The 21,205-nt window shown below is 68.3% G+C and carries 18 protein-coding genes; 5 read left to right on the plus strand and 13 right to left on the minus strand.

All coding sequences use genetic code 11. The annotated features are described in order from the left end of the window. Positions 1-32 precede the first annotated feature (32 nt). The 10 genes from METUNV1_RS13020 to METUNV1_RS13065 all read right to left on the minus strand — a co-directional run bounded on the left by METUNV1_RS13020 (position 33) and on the right by METUNV1_RS13065 (position 10,113). On the minus strand, positions 33-719 hold the full coding sequence (locus METUNV1_RS13020; RefSeq protein WP_008062483.1) for a YMGG-like glycine zipper-containing protein: 687 nt from the start codon (positions 717-719) through the stop codon (positions 33-35). A 10-nt stretch (positions 720-729) separates the two neighbouring features. After that, entirely contained in the window at positions 730-1,158 is a 429-nt protein-coding gene (locus METUNV1_RS13025) for a hypothetical protein (RefSeq protein ID WP_008062484.1), read from the minus strand. Positions 1,159-1,348: 190 nt separating this feature from the next. After that, positions 1,349-2,683: a ferredoxin reductase family protein gene (locus METUNV1_RS13030; RefSeq protein ID WP_008062490.1), complete on the minus strand. Its 1,335-nt coding sequence runs from the start codon at positions 2,681-2,683 to the stop codon at positions 1,349-1,351. A 64-nt stretch (positions 2,684-2,747) separates the two neighbouring features. Then, complete coding sequence (locus METUNV1_RS13035; protein WP_139026358.1) at positions 2,748-3,035, minus strand: hypothetical protein; 288 nt, start codon at positions 3,033-3,035, stop codon at positions 2,748-2,750. Between the two features lie 148 nt (positions 3,036-3,183). Further along, the gene (locus tag METUNV1_RS13040; RefSeq protein WP_008062493.1) at positions 3,184-3,702 is read right to left on the minus strand and encodes a YcxB family protein; all 519 of its coding nucleotides are present in this window, start codon (positions 3,700-3,702) and stop codon (positions 3,184-3,186) included. 70 nt (positions 3,703-3,772) lie between these two features. Continuing rightward, the gene (locus METUNV1_RS13045; protein WP_139026359.1) at positions 3,773-4,783 is read right to left on the minus strand and encodes a hypothetical protein; all 1,011 of its coding nucleotides are present in this window, start codon (positions 4,781-4,783) and stop codon (positions 3,773-3,775) included. Between the two features lie 419 nt (positions 4,784-5,202). After that, entirely contained in the window at positions 5,203-6,237 is a 1,035-nt protein-coding gene (gene mltB, locus METUNV1_RS13050) for a lytic murein transglycosylase B (protein WP_008062498.1), read from the minus strand. After that, complete coding sequence (locus METUNV1_RS13055; RefSeq protein WP_008062501.1) at positions 6,234-8,231, minus strand: transglutaminase TgpA family protein; 1,998 nt, start codon at positions 8,229-8,231, stop codon at positions 6,234-6,236. Before METUNV1_RS13055 ends, mltB begins: the two co-directional genes overlap by 4 nt. After that, complete coding sequence (locus METUNV1_RS13060; RefSeq protein WP_051165352.1) at positions 8,228-9,184, minus strand: DUF58 domain-containing protein; 957 nt, start codon at positions 9,182-9,184, stop codon at positions 8,228-8,230. The genes METUNV1_RS13055 and METUNV1_RS13060 overlap by 4 nt, the downstream gene beginning before the upstream one ends. 11 nt (positions 9,185-9,195) lie before the next feature. Further along, complete coding sequence (locus METUNV1_RS13065; RefSeq protein ID WP_008062509.1) at positions 9,196-10,113, minus strand: AAA family ATPase; 918 nt, start codon at positions 10,111-10,113, stop codon at positions 9,196-9,198. 192 nt (positions 10,114-10,305) lie between these two features. Between METUNV1_RS13065 and METUNV1_RS13070 the strand changes: the two genes are divergently transcribed. The 3 genes from METUNV1_RS13070 to bamC all read left to right on the plus strand — a co-directional run bounded on the left by METUNV1_RS13070 (position 10,306) and on the right by bamC (position 13,359). Then, positions 10,306-11,184, plus strand: a complete 879-nt coding sequence (locus METUNV1_RS13070) for a histone deacetylase family protein (protein ID WP_008062510.1) — start codon at positions 10,306-10,308, stop codon at positions 11,182-11,184. A 109-nt stretch (positions 11,185-11,293) separates the two neighbouring features. Further along, the gene (gene dapA, locus METUNV1_RS13075; RefSeq protein WP_008062511.1) at positions 11,294-12,172 is read left to right on the plus strand and encodes a 4-hydroxy-tetrahydrodipicolinate synthase; all 879 of its coding nucleotides are present in this window, start codon (positions 11,294-11,296) and stop codon (positions 12,170-12,172) included. Between the two features lie 23 nt (positions 12,173-12,195). Then, positions 12,196-13,359, plus strand: coding sequence for an outer membrane protein assembly factor BamC (gene bamC / locus METUNV1_RS13080; RefSeq protein ID WP_008062512.1), 1,164 nt, complete (start codon positions 12,196-12,198; stop codon positions 13,357-13,359). Between the two features lie 289 nt (positions 13,360-13,648). On the opposite strand, the gene cobA is transcribed toward bamC, so the two are convergent. After that, complete coding sequence (gene cobA / locus METUNV1_RS13085) at positions 13,649-14,434, minus strand: uroporphyrinogen-III C-methyltransferase (protein ID WP_008062513.1); 786 nt, start codon at positions 14,432-14,434, stop codon at positions 13,649-13,651. Between the two features lie 272 nt (positions 14,435-14,706). Between cobA and METUNV1_RS13090 the strand changes: the two genes are divergently transcribed. Together METUNV1_RS13090 and METUNV1_RS13095 are read left to right on the plus strand one after the other, a co-directional pair. After that, the gene (locus tag METUNV1_RS13090; protein ID WP_043359914.1) at positions 14,707-15,330 is read left to right on the plus strand and encodes a TetR/AcrR family transcriptional regulator; all 624 of its coding nucleotides are present in this window, start codon (positions 14,707-14,709) and stop codon (positions 15,328-15,330) included. 117 nt (positions 15,331-15,447) lie between these two features. Beyond that, positions 15,448-16,350 carry a nitrate- and nitrite sensing domain-containing protein gene (locus tag METUNV1_RS13095; protein WP_008062519.1) on the plus strand — a complete coding sequence of 301 codons (903 nt, stop codon included), beginning with the start codon at positions 15,448-15,450 and terminating at the stop codon, positions 16,348-16,350. Between the two features lie 24 nt (positions 16,351-16,374). On the opposite strand, the gene cphA is transcribed toward METUNV1_RS13095, so the two are convergent. After that, positions 16,375-18,948 (minus strand): cyanophycin synthetase, encoded by a 2,574-nt coding sequence (gene cphA, locus METUNV1_RS13100; RefSeq protein ID WP_008062521.1) that lies wholly within the window; start codon positions 18,946-18,948, stop codon positions 16,375-16,377. Positions 18,949-18,968: 20 nt separating this feature from the next. Further along, positions 18,969-21,149: a cyanophycin synthetase gene (locus METUNV1_RS13105; protein WP_008062524.1), complete on the minus strand. Its 2,181-nt coding sequence runs from the start codon at positions 21,147-21,149 to the stop codon at positions 18,969-18,971. Positions 21,150-21,205 lie beyond the last annotated feature (56 nt).

The following is a 21,205-nucleotide window of genomic DNA, read 5'->3' on the forward strand; positions in this document are numbered from 1 at the left end:
TCGGCTTTTTTCGTTTACCGCGCTGCCATCCTTCAGCGAACCGGCGGCGGCGGAGTGGCCTCGACTGCGCGCCATCCGTCGCGGCAGGTCCGCACATACGGGTAGTACTCGCGCGCCGATTCGCAGTAGTACCAGGTGCCGCCTCCGGGCTGGGCAGCGGCCGGCGGTGCCGAGGCGGGCGGCGGCTGGTGGCCGGGCGGCGGCGGCGGATAGGGCGCATTCACCCGTCCGGGCAGGGCGGGGGCCGCTGCCGGCGCGGCGGCGGGCGCGCGCGGGCCGCTGTCGGCGAAACGGGCGCTGGTCGGCACCCGCTGCCCCTTGGCGTACATGCACTGGATGTAGGCGTTGTCATAGCCCCGCTGCGTGCCGCGTGCCGAGCTCTGCGCCGCATCGCTGCCGGCGGCACCGCCCACCAGCAGGCCGGTGCCGGCGCCTACGGCCGCGCCGTCACGGCCGCCGATCAGCGCACCGGCTGCGGCGCCGACCGCAGTGCCGACCGCCGCGCTCCGCACGCCGGAACGCGTGGCCGCCTCGTTGGCGTCGGTGCCACCGGTCTGGTCGCGCGCATAGTCGCGGCACAGGGCATCGTCGTAGCGGAACTGTTCGAAGGTCTTGCCGCTGCCCGGCAGCGCCATCACGCTCGGGCCGGAGGGCGTCGTGGCGCAGCCTGCCAGCAGCAGGAGCGGCAGCAGCGCCAGCGTGGTCGTACGGGTGTTCATGATGCGGACCTCATCGCGGCGGCTGCGCCGCCACGCTCTGCCAGCCCTCCGGGCATTCCGGCACATAGGGGTAATAGCCCTGGGCGGACGCGCAGTAGTACCAGGTGCTGGGCGGCTGCGGCGGGGGAGACATCGACGGCGCCGGCGCCACCGGCTGCGGGTCGCGCTCGACATACACCGGCGGCGAGCGCTCGATCACCACCGGCGGGTAGTAGGCCGGCCCGTAGTAGTAGGGCGGCGGATAGTAATAGGGCCCGGGGCCGTACCACGGGCGGTAACCCGACCCGAACACGAAGCCCACGCCGATATCGACATGCGAATGTCCGCGATGGTAGCCGCCGTGGCCATGCCGGTAACCCCGGTCCGCCCACGCGCTGCTGCCTGTAGCCAGCAGCCCCAGCCCCAGTGCCAGGGCGGCGGCTGCCTTCTTTCCGTTCATGATGATCCCCTCTCCGGCACCGTGTGACGGTACGGCGCATTGCAGGATCATCCTGCCCGCGTGTCAATCGTCTGTGGGAGAGGCGTTGCAGCGTGTTGCAAATGCAAGCGCGCGGAAATGTGCGGGGTGAAGGCGGGGTAATCGTCCGAGGGCGCGCGTCCTGCGCCTGCCTCCGCAATGCCCGCGGCCCTCAGCGCATTTCGAACAGCTCCTGATGAAAGCGATCCGGCGGCAGCCCGTGGGCGACGAAGTCATCGCACAGCGCCTGACCGAAGCGCGGCGGGCCGCAGAACCACACGCTGGCCGTCTGCCACTCGGGCACTGCGGCGCGGATGCGTTCGCCATTCAGACGGCCGTCGCGCGCATCGACCAGCAGGTGCAGGCGCACGCCAGCCGCCGCCGCGTCGGCGGTGAGACGGTCGATCGCGGTCTGGTCGAAATCGGCCGTCGGATGAAACAGATCCACCGCGCGGGCGTCCGGCACGCGGGCACGCTGCTTCATGCGGGCGATGAAGGGCGTGATGCCGATGCCGGCGCCCACCCAGATCTGCCGCGGCTGGCCGTCCTCGAAGTCGAAACAGCCGTACGGCCCTTCCACCGTCACCGGCATGCCGATCTTCAGCGTTTCGCGCAGCCGGCGCGTGTGGTCGCCCAGCGCCTTGGTGATGAACACCAGCTCGCGCCCGGCGGGATTCCAGGCGGACGCGATCGTGTAGGGGTGGGCGCCTTCCCGGCTGTTCGACGTCACGAAGGCGAACTGACCGGGGGCGTGGCCGCGCCAGCCCTCGTCCAGCGCGATGGCGGTTTCGAGCACCTGCAGCGCCGGGTATTCGGTCAGCGACACGATGCGGCCCTGCACCTTGCGGCCGGCGCCGATCCGGCTGCTCAGCGTGAGCACCGCCGCCACGCTGCCGCCGATCAGCAGCGCCGCCAGCAGCCAGCCTATCGGCTGCGACCAGTACGCGAACTTGGTCAGCACCACCGTGTGATAGGCCAGCGCCAGATAGGCGACCGCGATCCATCGGTGCGTCCGCACGAACCAGTGATAGGGAAAGCGCTTGACCAGCGCCAGCACGATCAGCACCACCGCGGCGTAGAACGCCCACTCGCCCACCGATTCCGCCACGCCGCGCTGGCTGCGCAGCCAGGCCTCCACCGTGCCCAGCGTCTCGCCGCCACCGGCCTTGCGCGCCGGCCTCACCAGCCAGCCCCAGCCCACCATCCACTTGGTGCCGGTCGCCCACCACCAGTGCAGCACCGCCACCACCAGCGCCGTGATGCCCAGCCATTTGTGCAGCCGATACATCTTGTCCAGCCCGCCCAGCCACGGCTCCGGCCACTTCGGACGCAGCGCCAGCAGCATCGCCACGCTCATCACTGCGATCGCGAGCCCCCCGCTGTACTGCATGAACACCGAGCGAAACGAGAAATAGCTGAACGGCTCAGGCAGCAGCGTATCGGCGGCGAGCCAGAGCACGGTGGGCAGCAGCAGGGTTGTTATGAAGGCGAGATGGAGGCGTTTCATTGGGTCGCTTGGGGCATCTTGAGCGTAGCTTTGACGCAATGTTGGGCGCTGCTTTGGTGCATTGTCACGGTTCAGTTGACGAGAGTAACGCCATTACAACTGCGAGTAGCCCGACGAAGGCAAAGAAGTAAAGCAGCGGCTTGCGTGCTCGTCTGTTGTTTTCTCGGTGTCTTGCAAGTTCCTCACCGGCCGCTCGTGCCTGAGCGTTCAGGTCATCGACGACCGCGTTGACTTCATTGACGAACCTAGGGAGATCCTTCGATCTCAAGACTTCGCCAAGGGCAACTCGTGCGTCATCCGACAAGACATCTCTACGCGTTGCAACTAACAGCGCAAGCTCGTCGTCTGTCATGCTCGCGTATCGATGCCGGAAGTACTCGACCTGACTTGGGTTCATCTTTCAGACTCTCTCAGCGGCCACGAACAAGCTCTTGCACGCTTGAATTCACTGGCCTCGCGCGATGTGCCGAGGCAGCTCTGGTGGAATGAAGGGTTGGGGCTCAAGACTGAAGCCACGCCTTAACCTGGGCTAACTGACCTGGGGAGCCCACTGCCGCCTTGGGCAAAACGAAAGCCTGAGAATTGTCGATGAACAGATAGAGGTTTCTGTCATCCTCAGCGTGGTACGAAAAGGAAGACCACTGATAGCGAACTTCTCCGTATTTTCCTTTCGCAGCAAGGCCGCTGGGGTCAAGGTCCACGGTTTGTTGGGACAGGAACCAGCTCTCGGGAGAGAGGATTACCTTGCGATAGATTCGCTGCTTGTAGAACGTGCCGGCGACCATCAGACCGATGCCAACACAGAAAGAGGCGGCAACAACCGTCAAGTCGTGAGACAACTCGGGATACTTTCGGAACAGCGCGACGTATGAAGCAAACGCTATTCCGAGGGGTACCCAGATGAGCAGGTTCGAAAAGAAGAGCCTCGTGTTGGCACTCGACAGCCGAGTAAGCCGGCCTCGGATGACCTTATGGAGCGCGACAAAATCAGCTTGAGATAGAGTGAATGAGCAGTGCATCGTTGTCAGCCTAGTGGGCCCCCACTTAAAGCATAAGCAGCGCCGTTAGGCGTCCGCCTTGATGCGCTGGTTAGGCGTCACGCGGCCGTTTGGGCTGAGGCTTCAGTTCCGCTTCTTGTTTTGGGGAAAAGATGGCGGCAAAGAGGCCGATCTTTTTCCGTTGGCGTGACGTCAACGGATGCTGCTTCGCCGGTTCATCCTTCAATAGACGTTTGTTTCCAATGTCGATGCTCGCGTACAGGCTTGCCTGAAATGCTTCGCGAATCGGACGGGAGATGATTTCGAATAGTGTGAGAAAGCCGATGGTCTCGTCTTGGCCCCACGACGTGTGAATGTTGTACTGCTCGCTCGTGGTTAGGCCATGGGAGAACTGATTGCGCATCTCAAGGAACAACTGCAAGCTAGTGTGAACTGTGGGCTCAATATCCCAGTTCAGTTCAATAGCGCGCAGCATCTGACCTAGCGTTTTACGCTTCCAACTCTTGATCAGTTCCGCTACCGTCGAATTCTTGCGACGCTCCGACACTGCAATCGCTCCGAAAACAAAGGAATGTGCGATCAGATGTTCGATTTCTTGAACTCTCGCCAAGCAGATACCCATGATCGTGAAGAGAGCCATTTGCGACGGGGAGTACCGATCCTCGTGCCCGTATCGTTTAAACGCTTTTACCGCCCCAAATTCTTCTAGGTATCGACGACCGATGATCCTCGGTCGAACAGGTCCATCGGGGCCGTTGGTATATACAACATCATCAATTAATGTCTCCGACAGTTGATCACGATCTCGAAAGGTCGCACCGAGGCGACGTAGTAGCCAATCATCGGCGTACCAAGGGAGAGGCTGTCGATAACCATATTTCTCTCGGCGCCGCTCCCAACTGCGAAGTATCCCTGTGGGAATTGCCTTTACGCGTACCGCATGGGCGTCTCCGCTCTCAAAGCCGCAGTAATCTGCATCAACACGCCGGGCGCTGCGAGAATTTCGCGCCACAGTAAAGCAATCTTCCTCCCCGTCGTAGCTGACCCAGTACAGGTTCCAGCCTGAATGCGAGGTTGGCGAAGGGCGAGTTGCAGCGTTCATAGAGCCTAACCTTGTTTTTTTGGCGCAGTTTTGCGCCATAACTACGGATGCTGCCGGGTAAACCGACGGGGATGATCGTTCTGAAACGCTCTCCAACTCGACATTTCGGCGCGTCACTCTGCGTGTCCATACAGTATTAAACGACGACAAAAACCTCACCCTTGGGTCGCTGTCCCTGAACCCCGTCCGCTCGCCTGATTGCGCACGCATGAGTACGTCATGCGCATTACATCATACGAATGGGATAGCTCTGTGGCGAGGGGGAGCGGCGGGTGCGCCGCGTTCTGCGTTGCTCGCAGCGCGGGCGGTGAGACGTGTGCTTTTCTTGCGCAGGGGCGGGCGATGGACCGCACGGCACGCCCGTGCCCTGCGGATCACGTCATGCGGTCGGGTACAGCGCTGTGCCCGGCCCCGTCTCCTTACCCCTGCCGCAGTTCCTGACTCAGCTGGAACACCGCCATCGCATAGAAGTAGGAGCGGTTGTAGCGGGTGATGGCGTAGAAGTTGCGGAAGCCGAGCCAGTATTCGGTCTGGGCGTCGGGGGTGACGAGGTCGACCAGGGTGGCGGGTTTGGCGATGAGCTCGCCGCCGCGCAGCGGGCGGGCGCCGGCGCTGTCGAGAGTGGCGGTGTCGATCGAAGGTTCGACGCCGGCGGCGACCAGCGGGGCGGCGGCTTCGTCGGTGATGCGGATGCGCTGGGCCACCGGTTCGCCGGCTTCCCAGCCGTGGGCGGAGAGGTAGGCGGCGACGCTGCCGATGGCGTCCACCGGGCTGCCTATCAGGTCAGCGCGGCCGTCGCCGTCGAAATCGACCGCGTAGCGGCGCCAGCTGCTGGGCAGGAACTGCGGGTAGCCCAGCGCGCCGGCGTAGGAGCCGCGGAAGGCGGCGACGTCGCGCGACTGTTCGCGCGCCAGCAGGAACAGCTCGCCCAGTTCGCGGCGGAACAGCTCGGCGCGCGGCGGCCAGGTGAAGGCCAGCGTGGACAGCGCGCTCAGCAGTTCGAAGTCGCCGGTGTGGCGGCCGTAGATGGTTTCCACGCCGATGATGGCGGCCACCACTTCACGCGGCACGCCGAAATCCTGTTCCGCGCGTTCGAAGCTGGCCGCGTGTTCGGCCAAGAATTCGCGACCGGCGCGGATGCGCAGCGGTTCGATGAAGCGGCTGCGGTAGCGCGTCCACGATTTCACCGCCGGGCTGGAGGGCGGGCGGATGAGCTGTATCACCTTGGGCAGAAGGCGCACGCCGGCGAAGCGGTCGAGCAGCCAGGCTTCGTCGAAGCCGTGGGCGGCGGCCAGTTCGGCGCAGAAGGCGCGCACGTCGTCGCGCTCGGCGAAATTGTCCGGCGTGGTGGAGGGCGCGGCGCGCAGCGGCAGCGCCGGGGCCAGCAGCAGGGCGCCGGCTGCGGTCATGAAGTGGCGGCGGGCGGCGGAGCTGGAAGCGAGCATTTCGGTCATCGGCGGTGCGGTGTGCGGTGGCGGCGCAGCGCGCGGCTGCGTGCGCGGATTTCGCGTGCGGCCGGCGCCGGCGGGGCGCCGCCGTAGCGGGCGTCTGCATAAAGTGTACACGCTGCGCGCAGGTCTGCCGCCAGATCCGGACGCGCGGCAGCCACCCGTTCGGCATAGTCCAGCGGGCCTTCCCAGGCGGCGCGGCCCAGCCCCGCCGGTGCGAGCGCGCGGTCGAGCCCGGCCCAGGCGCGTGCCAGCGCGTCGCGGCCGGGCGCGCGGCGCAGCGCCCACAGCGTGAGCGCGCCGGCCATCACGCCGCACAGCGCGGCCATCCACGCGGTCATGGTCTGCCAGTCCGGCTGCGCCATGCCGAGGCGCGACAGCAGTTCGCGCTGGCGCTGCTGGTCGTAGGACAGCACCCACTGGTTCCACGCGTTGTTGGCCGCTTCCCAGCGGTGGCGCAGATCGCGCAGCCAGCCGAGGTCGGCACGCGCGACGAAGGGCACCGGCTCGCCGGCGGCCAGATCGGCCAGCCCGCGTTCCACCCGCGACGGCAGGATGGCGGCGGTCGGGTCCACCCGGCGCCAGCCTTCGGCCGGCAGCCACACTTCGGCCCATGCATGGGCGTCGGACTGGCGCACCACGATGAAGCTGTCGACGCTGTTGCGCTCGCCGCCCTGGTAGCCGGTCACCACGCGCGCCGGCAGGCCGGCCGCGCGGGCGAGGAAGACGAAGGCGCCAGCGTAGTGTTCGCAGAAGCCGCGCCGGGTGTCGAACAGGAAGGCGTCGATGCCGTCCGCACCCGGCAGCAGCGGCGGCGTGAGCGTGTAGACGAAGGCTTCGCGGCGGAACAGCCGCAGCAGCGCGTCGACCGTCGCCGCGTCGCTGCCGGACTGGCGGCGCAGTTCGGCAGCCAGTGCGCGGGCGCGCGGGTTGCCGTCGCGCGGCAGCCGGCGGGCGGCGTCGATGTGGGCGCTCCATTCCTCGATGCCCGGCCGGGCCGCCAGCACCGACTCGAAATGGTCGCGACGCCGGTTGCGCACCACGTCGCCGGACAGCACCTGCCAGTCGTCCGACACCCGCGCGCCGGGCGGCAGCGCGGCAACGGTTTCCAGCGCGAACAGCCAGTTCTTGCCATGCGCTTCCAGCGTGACTTCATAGCCGCTGCGGGGGCCGATCACCGGGTGCGGCGGCGTGCCGCCGGTGCGCCGGGCGGCAGTGCCCTGACGCCAGGTGCGGCCGTCGAATTCGGTCAGCACCGGGCCGCGCCAGTACAGGTCGCGCGCCGGCGGCGCCTCGCGGTCGAACCGGGCGCGGAAGGCGATCTCCCCCGACTGGCTCAGCTGGGAGATCGAGCCGGGTTCCATGCTGTCGGACAGGCCGGTGCGCGCGCCGTGGGCGTCCAGCGGCAGCCCCCACAGCGGGCCGGGCACGCGCGGGAACAGCACGAACAGCACCAGCATGAAGGGCAGGGCCTGGGCCAGCATCCAGCCGGACTGGCGCAGCAGCGCGAGCGGCGCCGCCGGCGGGCCGGTGAGCGCGATCAGCGCGGCGGTGATGACGCCCATGGCCGCGAACAGCAGGGCGGCCATCGCCGGTGTCTGCGAATAGGTGAAGGCGGCCAGCAGCATGAAATAGCCGAGCAGCACCACGGTGTGGCCGTCGCGCACGCTTTTCAGTTCGTGCAGCTTGAGCACCAGCAGCAGCGCCAGCAGCGCTACGCCGGGCTCGCGGCCGAACAGCCGGCCGAAGGTGAGGCTGATGCCGGCACAGCCGGCGATGATGAGCAGCGTTCTGATCCAGCCGCTGGCGCCGGGCCAGCCGCGTTTCCATTGCGCCAGCCGCCAGGTGAACAGCAGCAGCGTGACCGCGCCCAGCCAGCCCGGCAGGTGGTCGGCGTGCGGCAGCAGCGCACTGGCGGCGACCGCCAGCAGCCAGCCGGTGCGCTGTGCGCCCAGCGGCGGAAGATCGGGGGCCGTTTTTGCCGGACGCCTGAACATCATGACGGCAGCCCGAACAGGGCCAGCGCGGCCAGCACGCGCGCACGGTGAGCCGGGCCGCGGTCCGGCGCGATACGCTGGCCGGGCAGCGCGAGGCCGTAGCGCAGGCCGGCGGCGTCGGCGTCCAGCGCCCAGCCGGTCAGGCGGGCCAGCCGCTGTTCCAGCGGCATCGTGGCGGACAGGCGCTCCAGATCCAGCCACAGTTCGCCGCCATCCTGTCCGTCGAACTGCTTGGTCAGCAGCGGCGCGTCCGGCGAACGGGCCCACGCCTTCCACGCGACGTGGCGCGGCGAGTCGGCGGCGCGGTGCGCGCGCAGTGCGGCGAATTCATCGCTGCCGTCGCCGCGGGCGCGCAGGCCCAGCGTGCCGGCGTCACCCGGCGGCAGCGGCGGCCGGTCGCTTTCCGGCTGCGGATAGACCAGACAGCGCTGCTGCGGCTGGCCGTAGCTCCAGGCGCGTATGAGCCCCAGCGGGTAGCGGGTGCTCAGCGTGAGCCGGCCGGGCGCGATCCAGCCGCGGCGCGTTGCCGGCACGCGCAGATGAAAGGTGAGGGCGGCATCGGCGGCGACATCGATGTCCAGTGCCTCGTCGCTGCCTGCCATCGCCAGCCGCAAGGCCGGCCGGGCGCGTGACGAGGCGTTGTCGAGAGCCAGCGCGAAGCGGGCCGGCTGGCCGGCGAACACCGGCTCCGGCGGCAGCTCTTTCAGCGTGAGGCCGAGCAGGTTGCGGAAGGTGTGCAGCAGCGCCACCTGGCCCAGGCCGGCCAGCATGAACACCAGCGCGAAGCCCAGGCTCAGCGTGTAGTTGATCGCGGTGAGCAGCATGGCGACCAGCGCGCCGCCCCACACCAGGCCGACCGCGCTGGGCAGCACGAAGATGCGCCGGCGGTCCAGCGTGAGCGGCAGCGCGGGCGAGCCGCCCAGCGACGCCAGCCAGCGGCGCACCGCATCGCGCAGAGCGTGCCACATCAGAGCGGCAGCGCGACCGCCTGCAGCAGCATGCGGGCGGCATCGTCCGGCGGCAGCGGGTCGATCAGCGGCAGCCGGTGCAGCGCCACCGCAGGCAGCACCGCCTGCACGTCCTCCGGCAGCACGTGGCCGCGCTCATGCACCCGGGCGTGGGCGCGCGCCGCCGCCAGCAGCGCGAGGCCGGCGCGCGGGCTCAGCCCGAGGCGGTAGCGGCCGCCGTCGCGGGTGTGGGCGATCAGCGCCTGCACGTAGTCGATCAGTGCGTCGGCCACGTGCAGCGCCTGCGCCTCGTCGCGCCAGCGGATGAGCTGGGCGGCGTCGGCGCAGGGCGCGAGGTCTTCGAGCAGGCTGCGGCGGTCGCGCCCGGTCAGCAGCGCACGCTCGGCGGCCGGGTCCGGATAGCCCATGGTGAGCCGCATCATGAAGCGGTCCAGCTGCGATTCGGGCAGCGGATAGGTGCCGATCTGGCTGGCCGGGTTCTGGGTAGCGATGACGAAGAAGGGATCGGGCAGACGGCGGGTTTCGCCTTCGACGCTGACCTGGTGCTCTTCCATCGCCTCCAGCAGCGCGCTCTGGGTGCGCGGCGTGGCGCGGTTCACCTCGTCGGCCAGCAGCACCTGGGTGAACACCGGGCCCGGATGGAAGCGGAAGCCGCCGCTCTCGCGCTCGAACACCGATACGCCGAGAATGTCCGCCGGCAGCAGGTCGCTGGTGAACTGCACGCGCCGGAAGTCCAGTCCGAACAGGCGGGCCAGCACGTGGGCCAGCGTGGTCTTGCCGGTGCCCGGTACGTCCTCGATCAGCAGGTGGCCGCCGGCGATCAGGCAGGTGAGGGCCAGTTCGATCCGGCTGCGCTTGCCCAGTATCAGTTCGGAAGCGGCGTCGATCAGGGCGCGGGGGGCGGCTGCTATGGGCATGTCTTGAGCTGGGTTAAGGTGTGGCGGGATAATCGCGAGAAGAATTCAGAATCCGGCGCGTCACGACCGTGACACGCAGAGCGGCAGGTGGACACGAAGCCGCCGGGCAGGTTGCATCGATAACGGCAGGTTTCCGGAGGAGCAGCGGTGACGACCGCATACATTACACACCGCGACTGTGCCCTGCATGACATGGGGCCGCATCACCCCGAGTGCCCCGACCGGCTGGCGGCGATACAGGACCGCCTGATCGCCAGCGGCCTCGACGCCTATGTGGCGCACCACGACGCGCCGGCCGCCGACATCGACATGCTGGCGCGCGCGCATTCGCCCGAATACCTGCGGCAGATTTTCGACACCGTGCCCGGCAGTGGCATCGTGCATCTGGATGCCGACACCGCGATGTGCCCGAATTCGCTGCGCGCTGCGCTGCGTGCGGCCGGCGCCGGCGTGCACGCGACCGATCTGGTGATGTCGGGCGCCGCGGTGAACGCCTTCTGCGCGGTGCGCCCGCCCGGCCATCACGCCGAATACGCACGGGCCATGGGCTTCTGCTTCTTCAACAATGTGGTGGTCGCCGCCCGCCACGCGCTGGAAAAGCACGGCCTGCAGCGGGTGGCCATCGTCGATTTCGACGTGCATCACGGCAACGGCACCGAGAACATCGTTGCCCACGACAACCGCATCCTGATGGTGAGCATTTTCCAGCACCCTTTCTACCCGTATTCGGGGGCGGAGCCGCTGGCCGACAATCTGTGCAATGTGCCGCTGCCGGCAGGTACCCGCGGCGACGGCTTCCGCGAGGTGGTGACCAGCAAGTGGCTGCCACGGCTGGACGCCTTCGCGCCGCAGATGATTTTCATCAGCGCCGGCTTCGATGCCCATTACGAGGACGACATGGCGTCGCTCGGCCTGGTCGAGGCGGACTACGCCTGGGTCAGCACCGAACTGATGAAGGTGGCGAAGAAGCACGCCAGCGGCCGCATCGTGTCGATGCTGGAAGGCGGTTATGCGCTGTCGGCGCTGGGCCGCAGCGCGGTCGAGCACATCCGGGCGCTGGCCGAACTGTGATCGGACGGTTGCGAGCGATCTGTTACAGATCCGGCGGCTTGAGCCTGTTGGGCTTGTACCCGCGCTCCGGTAGAATGGCGCGTTTCCTGCCGAAGCCACTGTTTCGCACATGATTACCGGATCGCTCGTCGCCATCGTCACCCCCATGAACGAGGATGGCAGTCTTGACTACGCCAGCCTGCGTCGCCTGATTGATTTCCATGTTGCCGAAGGCACCGACGGCATCGTCATCGTCGGCACCACCGGCGAGTCGCCGACCGTCGATTTCGACGAGCACTGCGAACTGATCCGCTTCACGGTCGAGCACACCGCCGGCCGCATTCCGGTCATCGCCGGCACCGGCGCCAACTCGACCCGCGAGGCGATCGAACTGGCGCAGCACGCGAAGTCGGTCGGCGTCGATGCCTGCCTCACCGTCGTGCCCTACTACAACAAGCCGACCCAGGAAGGCCTGTACCGCCACTTCCGTGCCCAGGCCGAAGCGGTCGATGTGCCCTTCATCCTTTACAACGTGCCGGGCCGCACCGTGGCCGATCTGTCCAACGACACCACGATCCGGCTGGCGGAAGTACCGAACATCGTCGGCATCAAGGACGCCACCGGCAATCTCGACCGCGCCGGCGAACTGATCAACCGCGCACCCAAGGGCTTTGCGCTGTACAGCGGCGACGACGCCTCGACCGCGGCCTTCATCCTGATGGGCGGCCACGGCTCGATCTCGGTGACCGCCAACGTCGCGCCGCGCCTGATGCATGAAATGAACGCCGCCGCACTGGCCGCCGACGCGGTCAAGGCACGCGACATCAACGCGAAGCTGATCGGCCTGCATCGTCATCTGTTCTGCGAAGCGAACCCGATTCCGGTCAAGTGGGCGGTCCAGCAGATGGGCCTGTGCGGCCCGACGCTGCGCCTGCCGCTGACCGAGCTCCAGCCGCAATACCACGAGCAGGTCCGCGCCGCGATGAAGCAGGCCGGCGTGCTCGCCTGATCCCCTCCCGGGTACCCCTCCGAATGAAAGTGCTGAAGTCTTCCGCGCTGCGCGTCGCGCTGTGCATCGGTCTGTCGGGCGTGCTCGGCGCGTGCTCGATGTTCGACAAGGTCATGGAGTCCGGCAAGGTGGACTACAAGGCGCAGGCCAAGCGCTCGCCGCGCCTGGATCTGCCGCCTGATCTCACGCTGCCTGCCCAGACCGACCGTTACGCGGTGCCGGATACCGCCGGCAAGGGCTCGGCCACCGCGTCGGCCTATAACGCTGACCGCGCGGCAGGCCCTCAGGCCACGCCGCAGGCGAGCGGCGTGCTGCCCAAGGTGGCGAACATGCGCATCGAGCGTTCGGGCAGCCAGCGCTGGCTGGTGGTGAACGCCACGCCCGACCAGCTGTGGCCGCAGGTGCGCGAGTTCTGGCAGGAAACCGGCTTCCTGATCGAGATCGAACAGCCGGACGCCGGCGTGATGGAAACCGACTGGAACGAGAACCGCGCCAAGCTGCCGGACGATCTCGTCCGCAACACCATCGGCCGGCTGATCGATTCGCTGTACTCCACGCCCGAGCGCGACAAGTACCGCACCCGTCTGGAACCGGGCATCGAGCCGGGCACCACCGAAATCTACGTGAGCCATCGCGGCGTGATGGAGGTGTACATCAACGAGCGCAGCGACAGCACCGTGTGGCAGCCGCGTCCGGCAGACCCCGAGCTGGAAGCCGAAATGCTGCGCCGGCTGATGGTGCGCCTGGGCGCCGACAACGAGCGCGCGAAGGCGCTGGTGGCGGCGCAGCCGGTGTCCGAGCGGGCCCAGCTGATGTCGGCCGACAAGGGCGGCACGCTGCAGGTGTATGAAGGCTTCGACCGCGCCTGGCGCCGTGTCGGCCTGGCGCTGGACCGCGTCGGCTTCACGGTCGAGGACCGCGACCGCTCGCAGGGCGTGTATTTCGTGCGCTACGTCGATCCGGAAATCGATGCCACCGGCAAGAAGGACGGCGGCATCCTGTCCAAGCTGCTGTTCTTCATGCCGGACGACAAGCCGGACCCGAAGAAGGGCCAGAACCAGTACCGCGTGCTGGTGAAGGGCGAGGGCAAGCAGAGCACGGTGCAGGTGCTGACCCGCGAAGGCGGGCTGGATGACAGCAAGACCGCCAAGCGCATCCTGTCGCTGCTGCATGAACAGCTGAAGTAAGCGCCGGCAGACCTCTGCCGGCCGCACAGGACAAAAGGCGCCTCGGGCGCCTTTTGTCTTTCTGATCGCACGGTTTCTCAGCGCGACCGGCGGACGCTCCCACAGAGCTCGACCGTGGCCGGCTGCGGTTTTCGTGGGAGCGGCGCCCTCGCCGCGATGGCGGCGATGACTCACGCACCGGCGCGTGAGTCGCGGACCTCATCGCGGCGGGGGCGCCGCTCTCACGATCGATCACGATTGCGGCGGTGACCGGACGCTGGCGTCCGGTTGAAGCAGTAGGGTGCCCGCCTCAGGCGCGCATCGACAGCGCTTCGGCCTGTTCCGCGATGTCCGCCAGATTCACCACCTCACCGATGACCACGATGGCTGGACTGCCCAGCTGCGCGTCGGCCACGGCCTGCGGAAGGGTGGCGAGCGTGGCCACTACCGAGCGCTGATCGCCGCGCGTGCCGTTCTGGATGGCGCACGCCGGCGTACCGGCCGGCAGGCCGCCCGCCTGCAGCGCGTCGGCGATGCGGGGCAGGGTGCGCATGCCCATGTAGATGACCAGCGTGGTGCCACAGCGCGCGAGTGCCGCCCAGTCCGGTTCCTGACCCGGCACGCCGTCCTCGCGTGCGTGGCCGGTCACGAAGGTCACGCCGCAGGCGCTGCCGCGGTGGGTGACCGGTACGCCCAGCGTGGCGGGCACCGCAATGCCGGCGGACAGCCCGCTCACCACCTCGCAGGCGATGCCCGCCTTGCGCAGCGTGAGCATTTCTTCGCCACCGCGGCCGAATACGAAGGGGTCGCCGCCTTTCACCCGGCCCACGACGTGACCGCTCCGGGCGTAGCGCAGCATGAGTCTTTCGATGAAAGCCTGCGGCGTGCTGCGGCAGCCGCCGCGCTTGCCCACCCGCACGATGCGGGCGTCCGGCCGGGCGTGCGCGAGCACCGCGGTGTCCGCCAGGTCATCGACCAGCAGCACGTCACACAGGCCGAGCACGCGGACCGCCTTCAGCGTGAGCAGTTCGGGATCGCCGGGGCCGGCGCCGATCAGGTAGACCTTGCCGGTCCGGGGCGGGGTGAGCGTGTTCATGCCTGCCCTGTTGCAAGACGGGTGCCAACCGCCCGGAGGCGCACGCGACCGCGACAGTGACGCGTTTCCGGCGCATTCCGGCTGTCGCAGGGCGGTTTCGTGCCCGTCCCGGGTGCATCGCTGCACCGCTGTTGTGCGGCCGGTGCTACATTCCGCGGGTGTCCCGGACCCTGACGCCTGTGCCGACCCCTATGCCACTGAATGCGCCGCTCGATGTGCTGGATCCCGTGCGCCAGCCGCCTTGCCGTGACGAACCCGGTCCCGAGGTGCGCATGCGCGGTGATGCGAAAGACCGCATCTTCGCGGCGGCCGAGCGGCTGTTCGCCGAACAGGGCTACGCTGCCACCTCGATGCGCATGATCGCGGCCGAAGCCGGTGTGCCGCTGGCCTCCATCAACTACCACTTTGGTTCCAAGCGCGACCTGATGGAGTCGGTGTACGCGCACGTACTCGGCGCCGACGGCACGCGTTCCGGCTATCTGGCCAAGCTCGACCGCGAATCCGGCGGCCAGCCGCTGGGGGTGCGCCGCATCGTCGATACCTTCATCGAATCGGTGCTGCGGCTGTCGCGCAAGGACACGGTGTCCGGCGCCATGTTCAAGCAGCTGCTCGGGCGCGCCTTCTTCGAGCCGGGTGACGACTTCATCCCCGAAGAATATCTTCGCATCATGGACTGGTACCGGCGGGCGCTGCAGCGCTCGCTGCCCGACCTGCCGGAAGACGAGCTGCTGCGACGCATGCACTTCTTCGTCGGCATCGTCGCCTACGTGATGGCCGGGCGCGACGTGCTGCATCTGCTCGGCCGCTGTCCGGCCGGCGTACCGAACGACGCCGACAGCCTGCTGCGTGCGCTGGTGCCCTTCATCGTCGGCGGACTCGAAGCACCGCCCGGCTGATACCGACGGCATGGCCCGCGATTTGCTCGTTTCCGCCCGTCGCTTGCTGGAGCAGGTCATGCGTGCAGTCTTGCCGCCCGCGGCGCGTGTCGTGCGCCGCAACCGGAACCGGGTGCCATGCTGTCCGGGGCGCTGATCCTCGTCGCGGTGCTGCTGCTCACAGTGCTGCTGGCCTGGGGGCTCGAGCGCGCAGAAGCGCCATCCGATTTGCCGCCCGGCTCGCCGGCCGAGCGCGCCCGTCGCGCCCTCGGCGACTGCGAGCGGGTGCTCGCCCTCATCCATGCGCTGCAGCAGCATCGCGGCATGAGTGTGGCCTGGCTGTCGGGTGATCGCGGTTTCGAGTCGCTGCTGCGCGCAAAGCGGCGCGACGTCGGTCAGCTGCTGCAGACGCTGGAACCGGTAGCGCAGAAGGAAGAGGGCTACGACGCCGACGCCTGCATCAGTCGCGCCGAACTGTCACTGCTGGCCAGCCAGTGGATGGACCTGTGCGACACCATAGAGAACGCCGCACAGCGGCCGGACCCGGAAGACAGCATCACCCGGCACAGCCTGCTGGTGGCGCGTGCGCTGGGCTGGCTGGAATCGCTGGGTCTCAGGCGGGTCGGGCCGGTGCTCGGCGACGATCAGGCCGGGCTGCTCAGCACCTGGGTGAGCACGCTGCCGGCGCTGGGCGAGCATCTGGGTCAGGCGAGGGCGATCGGCAGCGGCGCCGCGGCGCGCGGGCGATGCACGCCGGCAGAGCGCCTGCGGCTGCATTTCCTGGCGTCCCGTGCGGAATCGCTGATGCATCAGGCGGTGGTCGATACGCCCCGCCTGCCGGCCGCGCTGCCGGCGATAGAACGGGTGGTGCGTCTGCTCGGCGTGCTGCGCAGCGATCTGCTGGAAGGGCAGCCGCCGGGCGCGGAGCGCTACTTCGCCGAAGCGACCGCCGCCATCGATGCAGTGTATGCGTGGATGCAGGGCTGCGAGGACGCGCTGGCGCCCACGCTCGCGGCCCGGGCCGGTGCCGGCAGCGCCTGAGCGGCGCGCCGGCAGCCGCCGGTGTCAGGCCGCTTCGGCCACCCGCGTCGCGATGTGGGCCAGCGCTTCGTCCACCTGGTCGATCAGCAGCAGGCACAGGTCGCCCGGCTGCAGCTTCGACAGCGCGTGGTCGATGGCGACGAATTCGCCATTGATGTCGACCACGTCGCGCGCACGGCTCGCACCTTCCAGACCCTGACGCAGCAGCGCGATCACTTCGCCGTCGGCGCGGCCGCGCTGGCACTGGTCCTGATACAGCACGACGCTGTCGAAGGCGGCGCCCAGGATTTCGGTCTGCTTGCGGATGTCCTCGTCGCGCCGGTCGCCGGCGCCGCTGATCACCACGCTGCGGCGCTTGGCCGGCAGGGCGTCGACCGCCTGCACCAGCGCAGTGATCGCGTCCGGGTTGTGGCCGTAGTCGGCGATCAGCGTGGCGCCGCGGTAGTCGAACAGGTTGAAGCGGCCGGGCGCGGTGCTGGCGTCGGACACGAAGCTGGCCAGCGCCGAGCGGATGCTGGCCCAGTCTATGCCCAGCGCCCAGCCGGCGCCGAGCGCGGCCATCGCGTTCTCGACCTGGAAGGCGAGGGCGCCGCCGCGTGTGAGCGGCACCTGCGACAGCGGAATGCGCACCGCGCTGCTGCCTTCGGCCGCCACCAGCGCACCGTCGTCGACGTAGATGACCCGGCGGCCGCGTGCGCGGTGGGTGGCGATGACCGGGTGGGTACGGTCCTTCGCGAAGAAGGTGACCGAACCCGGGCAGTGTTCGGCCATGGCCGCCACCACCGGGTCAGCGGCGTTCAGCACCGCCATGCCCTTGGGCGCCACGTTCTGCACGATCACCCGCTTCACCACCGCCAGATCCTCGACCGTGTTGATGTAGGCCAGACCCAGATGGTCGCCGCTGCCGATATTGGTCACCACGGCCACCTGGCAGCGGTCGAAGCCCAGACCTTCGCGCAGCACGCCGCCGCGGGCGGTTTCCAGCACCGCGCCGTCGACATCCGGATGGGCCAGCACGTTGCGCGCGCTCTTCGGGCCGCTGCAGTCGCCGGTGTCGATGCATTCGTCGCCGACGAACACGCCGTCGGTGGTGGTCATGCCGACGCGCAGGCCGGTCTGCGTCATCATGTGCGCGATCAGGCGCACCGTGGTGGTCTTGCCATTGGTGCCGGACACCGCCACCAGCGGAATGCGCGCGTCGTCGCCCGGCGCGAACATGGTGGACATGATGGCTTCGCCCACCGCGCGGCCCTTGCCGAAGGACGGCGCCAGGTGCATGCGCAGGCCGGGCGCGGCATTCACTTCAACGATGCCGCCGCCCTGTTCTTCCAGCGGCTTGAGCACCGTCTTGCACACGATGTCGACGCCGGCGATGTCCAGGCCGATGGTGCGCGCCGCTTCGATCGCGCGGGCCGCCAGTTCCGGATGTACGTCGTCGGTCACGTCGGTGGCGCTGCCGCCGGTCGACAGATTGGCGTTGTTGCGCAGCACGACCCGTTCGCCGAGCGCCGGCACCGTGTCCGGCGCGTGGTTCTGCACCGCGAGGCGGGCCAGCGCGATGTCGTCGATGCGCATCTTGGTGAGCGAGGTGGCGTGGCCGTCGCCGCGGCGCGGGTCGGCATTCACTTCGTCCACCAGTTCGCGCACCGTGCGCACGCCGTCGCCGATCACCTGCGGCGGTTCGCGGCGGGCGGCGGCCACCACGCGGTCACCCACCACCAGGAAGCGGTAGTCGGCGCCCGGAATGAAGCGTTCGACCATCACTTCGCGGCTGATTTCGTGCGCCGCCCGGAAGGCGATGTCCATGTGGTCGCGGGTGACGATGTTCACCGTCACGCCCTTGCCCTGGTTGCCGTCGCGCGGCTTCACCACCACCGGCAGGCCGACTTCGAGCGCGGCGGCCCAGGCTTCGTCGGCGTCGTACACCGTGCGGCCGCGCGGCACCGGCACGCCGGCGGCGTGCAGCAGTTGCTTGGTCAGTTCCTTGTCCTGCGCGATCGATTCGGCCACCGCGCTGGTACGGTCGGTTTCCGCTGCCTGGATGCGGCGCTGCTTGCTGCCCCAGCCGAGCTGGACCAGCGAGCCGTCGGTCAGCCGGCGGAACGGGATGCCACGGGCGACCGCGGCTTCGACGATGGCGCCGGTGCTGGGGCCGAGGCGGATGTCCTCGTCCAGTTCGCGCAGTTGATGCAGCGCGCCGGGCAGATCGAAACTGCCGCCTTCTGCAGCAGCACGGCACAGCTGTTCCGCCAGTTCGAAGGCGAGGCGGCCGACCGCTTCTTCGGTGTACTCGACCACCACCTGGTAGATGCCGGTTTCGACCGTCGGAATCGTGCTGCTGAAGGTGACCGGACAGCCGGCGCTGGCCTGCAGGCCGAGTGCCGCCAGTTCCAGCGCATCGGCCATGGCCAGCGGGCCATTGCGGGTGGTCGGCCGCAGCGGACGGATGCCCGGGAAGAGCGCACGCAGGCGCTCGGCGAAGCCGGGCATGTTATCGAGCGAACAGTGTTCTCCGGCGCAGGAGACCAGGGCCTCCATGCAGGTGTGGCGGCTCCACAGATTGGGACCGCGGAGGGCGCGCAGACGGGTGATGTGCATGTAAATCGGTTCAGCGGGGTTCAGGCGGGTACCGCGGCGGAGACCGGCGGATCGAAGGTTTCGGCGCCGGTGCGCAGCGCGGTCGGCGACAGGCCGAGCGACCAGGCAGCGGCCAGTGCGGCCAGCAGGTTTTCGGTCGCGTGCAGCGGTTCGCCGTCGGTGACCGGCAGGCTGGTGAGCGGGCACAGCACTTCGGTGCGCTCTGCTTCCAGCAGGCGGATCTGGCCGTCGCGCACGATGACCGCGCGGCCGCCGGCCTGCACATGGCTGGCCACGGTGCCGTTGTCGGCGCGGGTGCTGTACCAGATCACCTCGCCATCGCACAGTTCGGCCATGTCCTGCTGCAGCGGGTCGTCCGCGTTCAGCACGCCGGTGCCGCGGCGCAGCACCACGTCGATCTGGCTGCGCATGACGTTGAACACGCGCTCCGGCGAATCGATGTAGTAGTCGCCGTAGTGCGATTCCGGCTCGATGCGGGTGAGCACGCCCACCTGGCAGCGGTCGTAGGCCAGACCTTCCTTCAGGATGGTTTCGAAGCTGTTCTCGATCACCGCGACTTCGGCGCCCGGATTCATCAGCACGCGCTGCGACGGTTCGAAGCGGGCGGCGTCGCCGTCTTCCAGACGGCGGCTGTCGAGGTACAGGCCTTCACTGCAGGCCAGGCCGACACGCTGGCCGGAGAAGCGCATCAGGTGCGCGACCAGCTTGGCTACCGTGGTCTTGCCGCGGCTGCCGCTGATGCCGACCACCGGAATGCGGCCGTCGTCGGCGGTGGCGAACAGGTGATCGACGATGGCGCGGCCGACCGGACGCGGCTGGCCTTCCATCGGTTTCAGGTGCATCAGCAGGCCGGGGCCGGCATTCACCTCGACGATGGCGCCACCCTGTTCACGCAGCGGGCGGCGGATGTCTTCCACCACCAGATCGATGCCTGCGATGTCCAGACCCACCACGCGGGCGGCCAGCGCCACCAGCCGGGCGGTGTCCGGGTGCACCTGGTCGGTCACGTCGAACGCGATGTTGCCGTTGCGCTGCACCAGCACCTTCACGCCCTCGGCCGGCACCGATTCGGCGGTGTAGCCCTGGCGTTCCAGTTCGAAGCGCAGCTTGGCGTCGCGTTCGGGAATCAGCAGGTCGAGCGGGAATTCCTGTTCCGGCCCGCGACGCGGGTCGATGTTGATCTGGCTGTCGAGCAGCTGGCGGACCGTGGAGCGGCCGTCGCCGGTGATCCAGACGGTTTCGCCGGCGACCGCCGCGACCATCTGCTTGCCGACCACCAGCAGGCGGTGTTCGTTGCCGCGGATGAAGCGCTCGACCAGCACGTACTTGCTGTAGCGGCGCGCCAGTTCGTAGGCGGTCATCACCTCTTCGCGGGTGGTCAGTTCGGCCGATACGCCGCGACCGTGATTCGCGTTGGCCGGCTTCACCACCACCGGCACGCCGATGTCTTCGGCGGCGGCCCAGGCGTCTTCGGCGTCGGTTACTTCGCGGCCTTCCGGCACCGGCACGCCGCAGCCGGCCAGCAGGCGCTTGGTCAGGTCCTTGTCGCGCGAAATGCCTTCGGCGATGGCCGAGGTGCGGTCGGTTTCTGCGGTCCAGATGCGGCGCAGCTTCTTGCCGTAGCCCAGCTGCACCAGATTGCCGTCATTCAGGCGGATGGACGGGATGCGGCGGTCCTGGGCGGCTTCGACGATGCAGCCGGTGCTCGGGCCGAGGCAGTGTTCGTCCACCAGATCGCGCAGTTCGGAAATCGCCGCCTTCACGTCGAACGGGCGGTCGTCCATGGCCGCCAGCACCAGTTCGCGGGCGGCCAGGATGGCGGCGCGGCTGACCGTATGGTTGCCGGAAATCACCACCACCTTGTAGACACCGCGTTCGGACGTTTCACGCGCCTTGCCGAAATTGCCCTTCATGCCGGCCTGGTTCTGCAGCTCCAGCGTCACATGCTCGAGGATGTGGCCGGGCCAGGTGCCTTCGCGCAGACGACGTACGAAGCCACCGCGCTCTTCATAGCTGCAGGTGTGTTCGTACAGGGAGGGCAGCCAGTCGATCAGGCGATCGACGAAGCCGGGGATGGTGTTCGAGGGGGAATCTTCAAGGGCGCCGATGTCTATCCAGACTTCGAGGGCCGGGACGTAGGTCCAGATGTTGGGGCCGCGCAGCTCGAGGGTGCGCAGGATTTCGATAGAGCGTTTACTCATCGCGCGGGGACGGTGGCAGTCCGGAGCCCCGAAGTTGTTGAAAACACCGCTTCAAC

This window comes from Methyloversatilis universalis FAM5, from assembly GCF_000214035.2.
Taxonomy (GTDB): Bacteria; Pseudomonadota; Gammaproteobacteria; order Burkholderiales; family Rhodocyclaceae; genus Methyloversatilis; species Methyloversatilis universalis.

What these genes read in the sequence shown, in the direction of transcription:
- METUNV1_RS13030 (WP_008062490.1), bottom strand. Translation starts at nt 2,683, where the DNA reads ATGAAACGCCTCCATCTCGCCTTCATAACAACCCTGCTGCTGCCCACC.
- bamC (WP_008062512.1), top strand. Translation starts at nt 12,196, where the DNA reads ATGAAAGTGCTGAAGTCTTCCGCGCTGCGCGTCGCGCTGTGCATCGGT.
- METUNV1_RS13025 (WP_008062484.1), bottom strand. Translation starts at nt 1,158, where the DNA reads ATGAACGGAAAGAAGGCAGCCGCCGCCCTGGCACTGGGGCTGGGGCTG.
- dapA (WP_008062511.1), top strand. Translation starts at nt 11,294, where the DNA reads ATGATTACCGGATCGCTCGTCGCCATCGTCACCCCCATGAACGAGGAT.
- METUNV1_RS13070 (WP_008062510.1), top strand. Translation starts at nt 10,306, where the DNA reads ATGGGGCCGCATCACCCCGAGTGCCCCGACCGGCTGGCGGCGATACAG.
- cphA (WP_008062521.1), bottom strand. Translation starts at nt 18,948, where the DNA reads ATGCACATCACCCGTCTGCGCGCCCTCCGCGGTCCCAATCTGTGGAGC.
- METUNV1_RS13095 (WP_008062519.1), top strand. Translation starts at nt 15,448, where the DNA reads ATGCTGTCCGGGGCGCTGATCCTCGTCGCGGTGCTGCTGCTCACAGTG.
- mltB (WP_008062498.1), bottom strand. Translation starts at nt 6,237, where the DNA reads ATGACCGAAATGCTCGCTTCCAGCTCCGCCGCCCGCCGCCACTTCATG.
- METUNV1_RS13040 (WP_008062493.1), bottom strand. Translation starts at nt 3,702, where the DNA reads ATGCACTGCTCATTCACTCTATCTCAAGCTGATTTTGTCGCGCTCCAT.
- cobA (WP_008062513.1), bottom strand. Translation starts at nt 14,434, where the DNA reads ATGAACACGCTCACCCCGCCCCGGACCGGCAAGGTCTACCTGATCGGC.
- METUNV1_RS13065 (WP_008062509.1), bottom strand. Translation starts at nt 10,113, where the DNA reads ATGCCCATAGCAGCCGCCCCCCGCGCCCTGATCGACGCCGCTTCCGAA.
- METUNV1_RS13055 (WP_008062501.1), bottom strand. Translation starts at nt 8,231, where the DNA reads ATGATGTTCAGGCGTCCGGCAAAAACGGCCCCCGATCTTCCGCCGCTG.
- METUNV1_RS13045 (WP_139026359.1), bottom strand. Translation starts at nt 4,783, where the DNA reads ATGAACGCTGCAACTCGCCCTTCGCCAACCTCGCATTCAGGCTGGAAC.
- METUNV1_RS13105 (WP_008062524.1), bottom strand. Translation starts at nt 21,149, where the DNA reads ATGAGTAAACGCTCTATCGAAATCCTGCGCACCCTCGAGCTGCGCGGC.
- METUNV1_RS13020 (WP_008062483.1), bottom strand. Translation starts at nt 719, where the DNA reads ATGAACACCCGTACGACCACGCTGGCGCTGCTGCCGCTCCTGCTGCTG.
- METUNV1_RS13090 (WP_043359914.1), top strand. Translation starts at nt 14,707, where the DNA reads ATGCGCGGTGATGCGAAAGACCGCATCTTCGCGGCGGCCGAGCGGCTG.
- METUNV1_RS13035 (WP_139026358.1), bottom strand. Translation starts at nt 3,035, where the DNA reads ATGACAGACGACGAGCTTGCGCTGTTAGTTGCAACGCGTAGAGATGTC.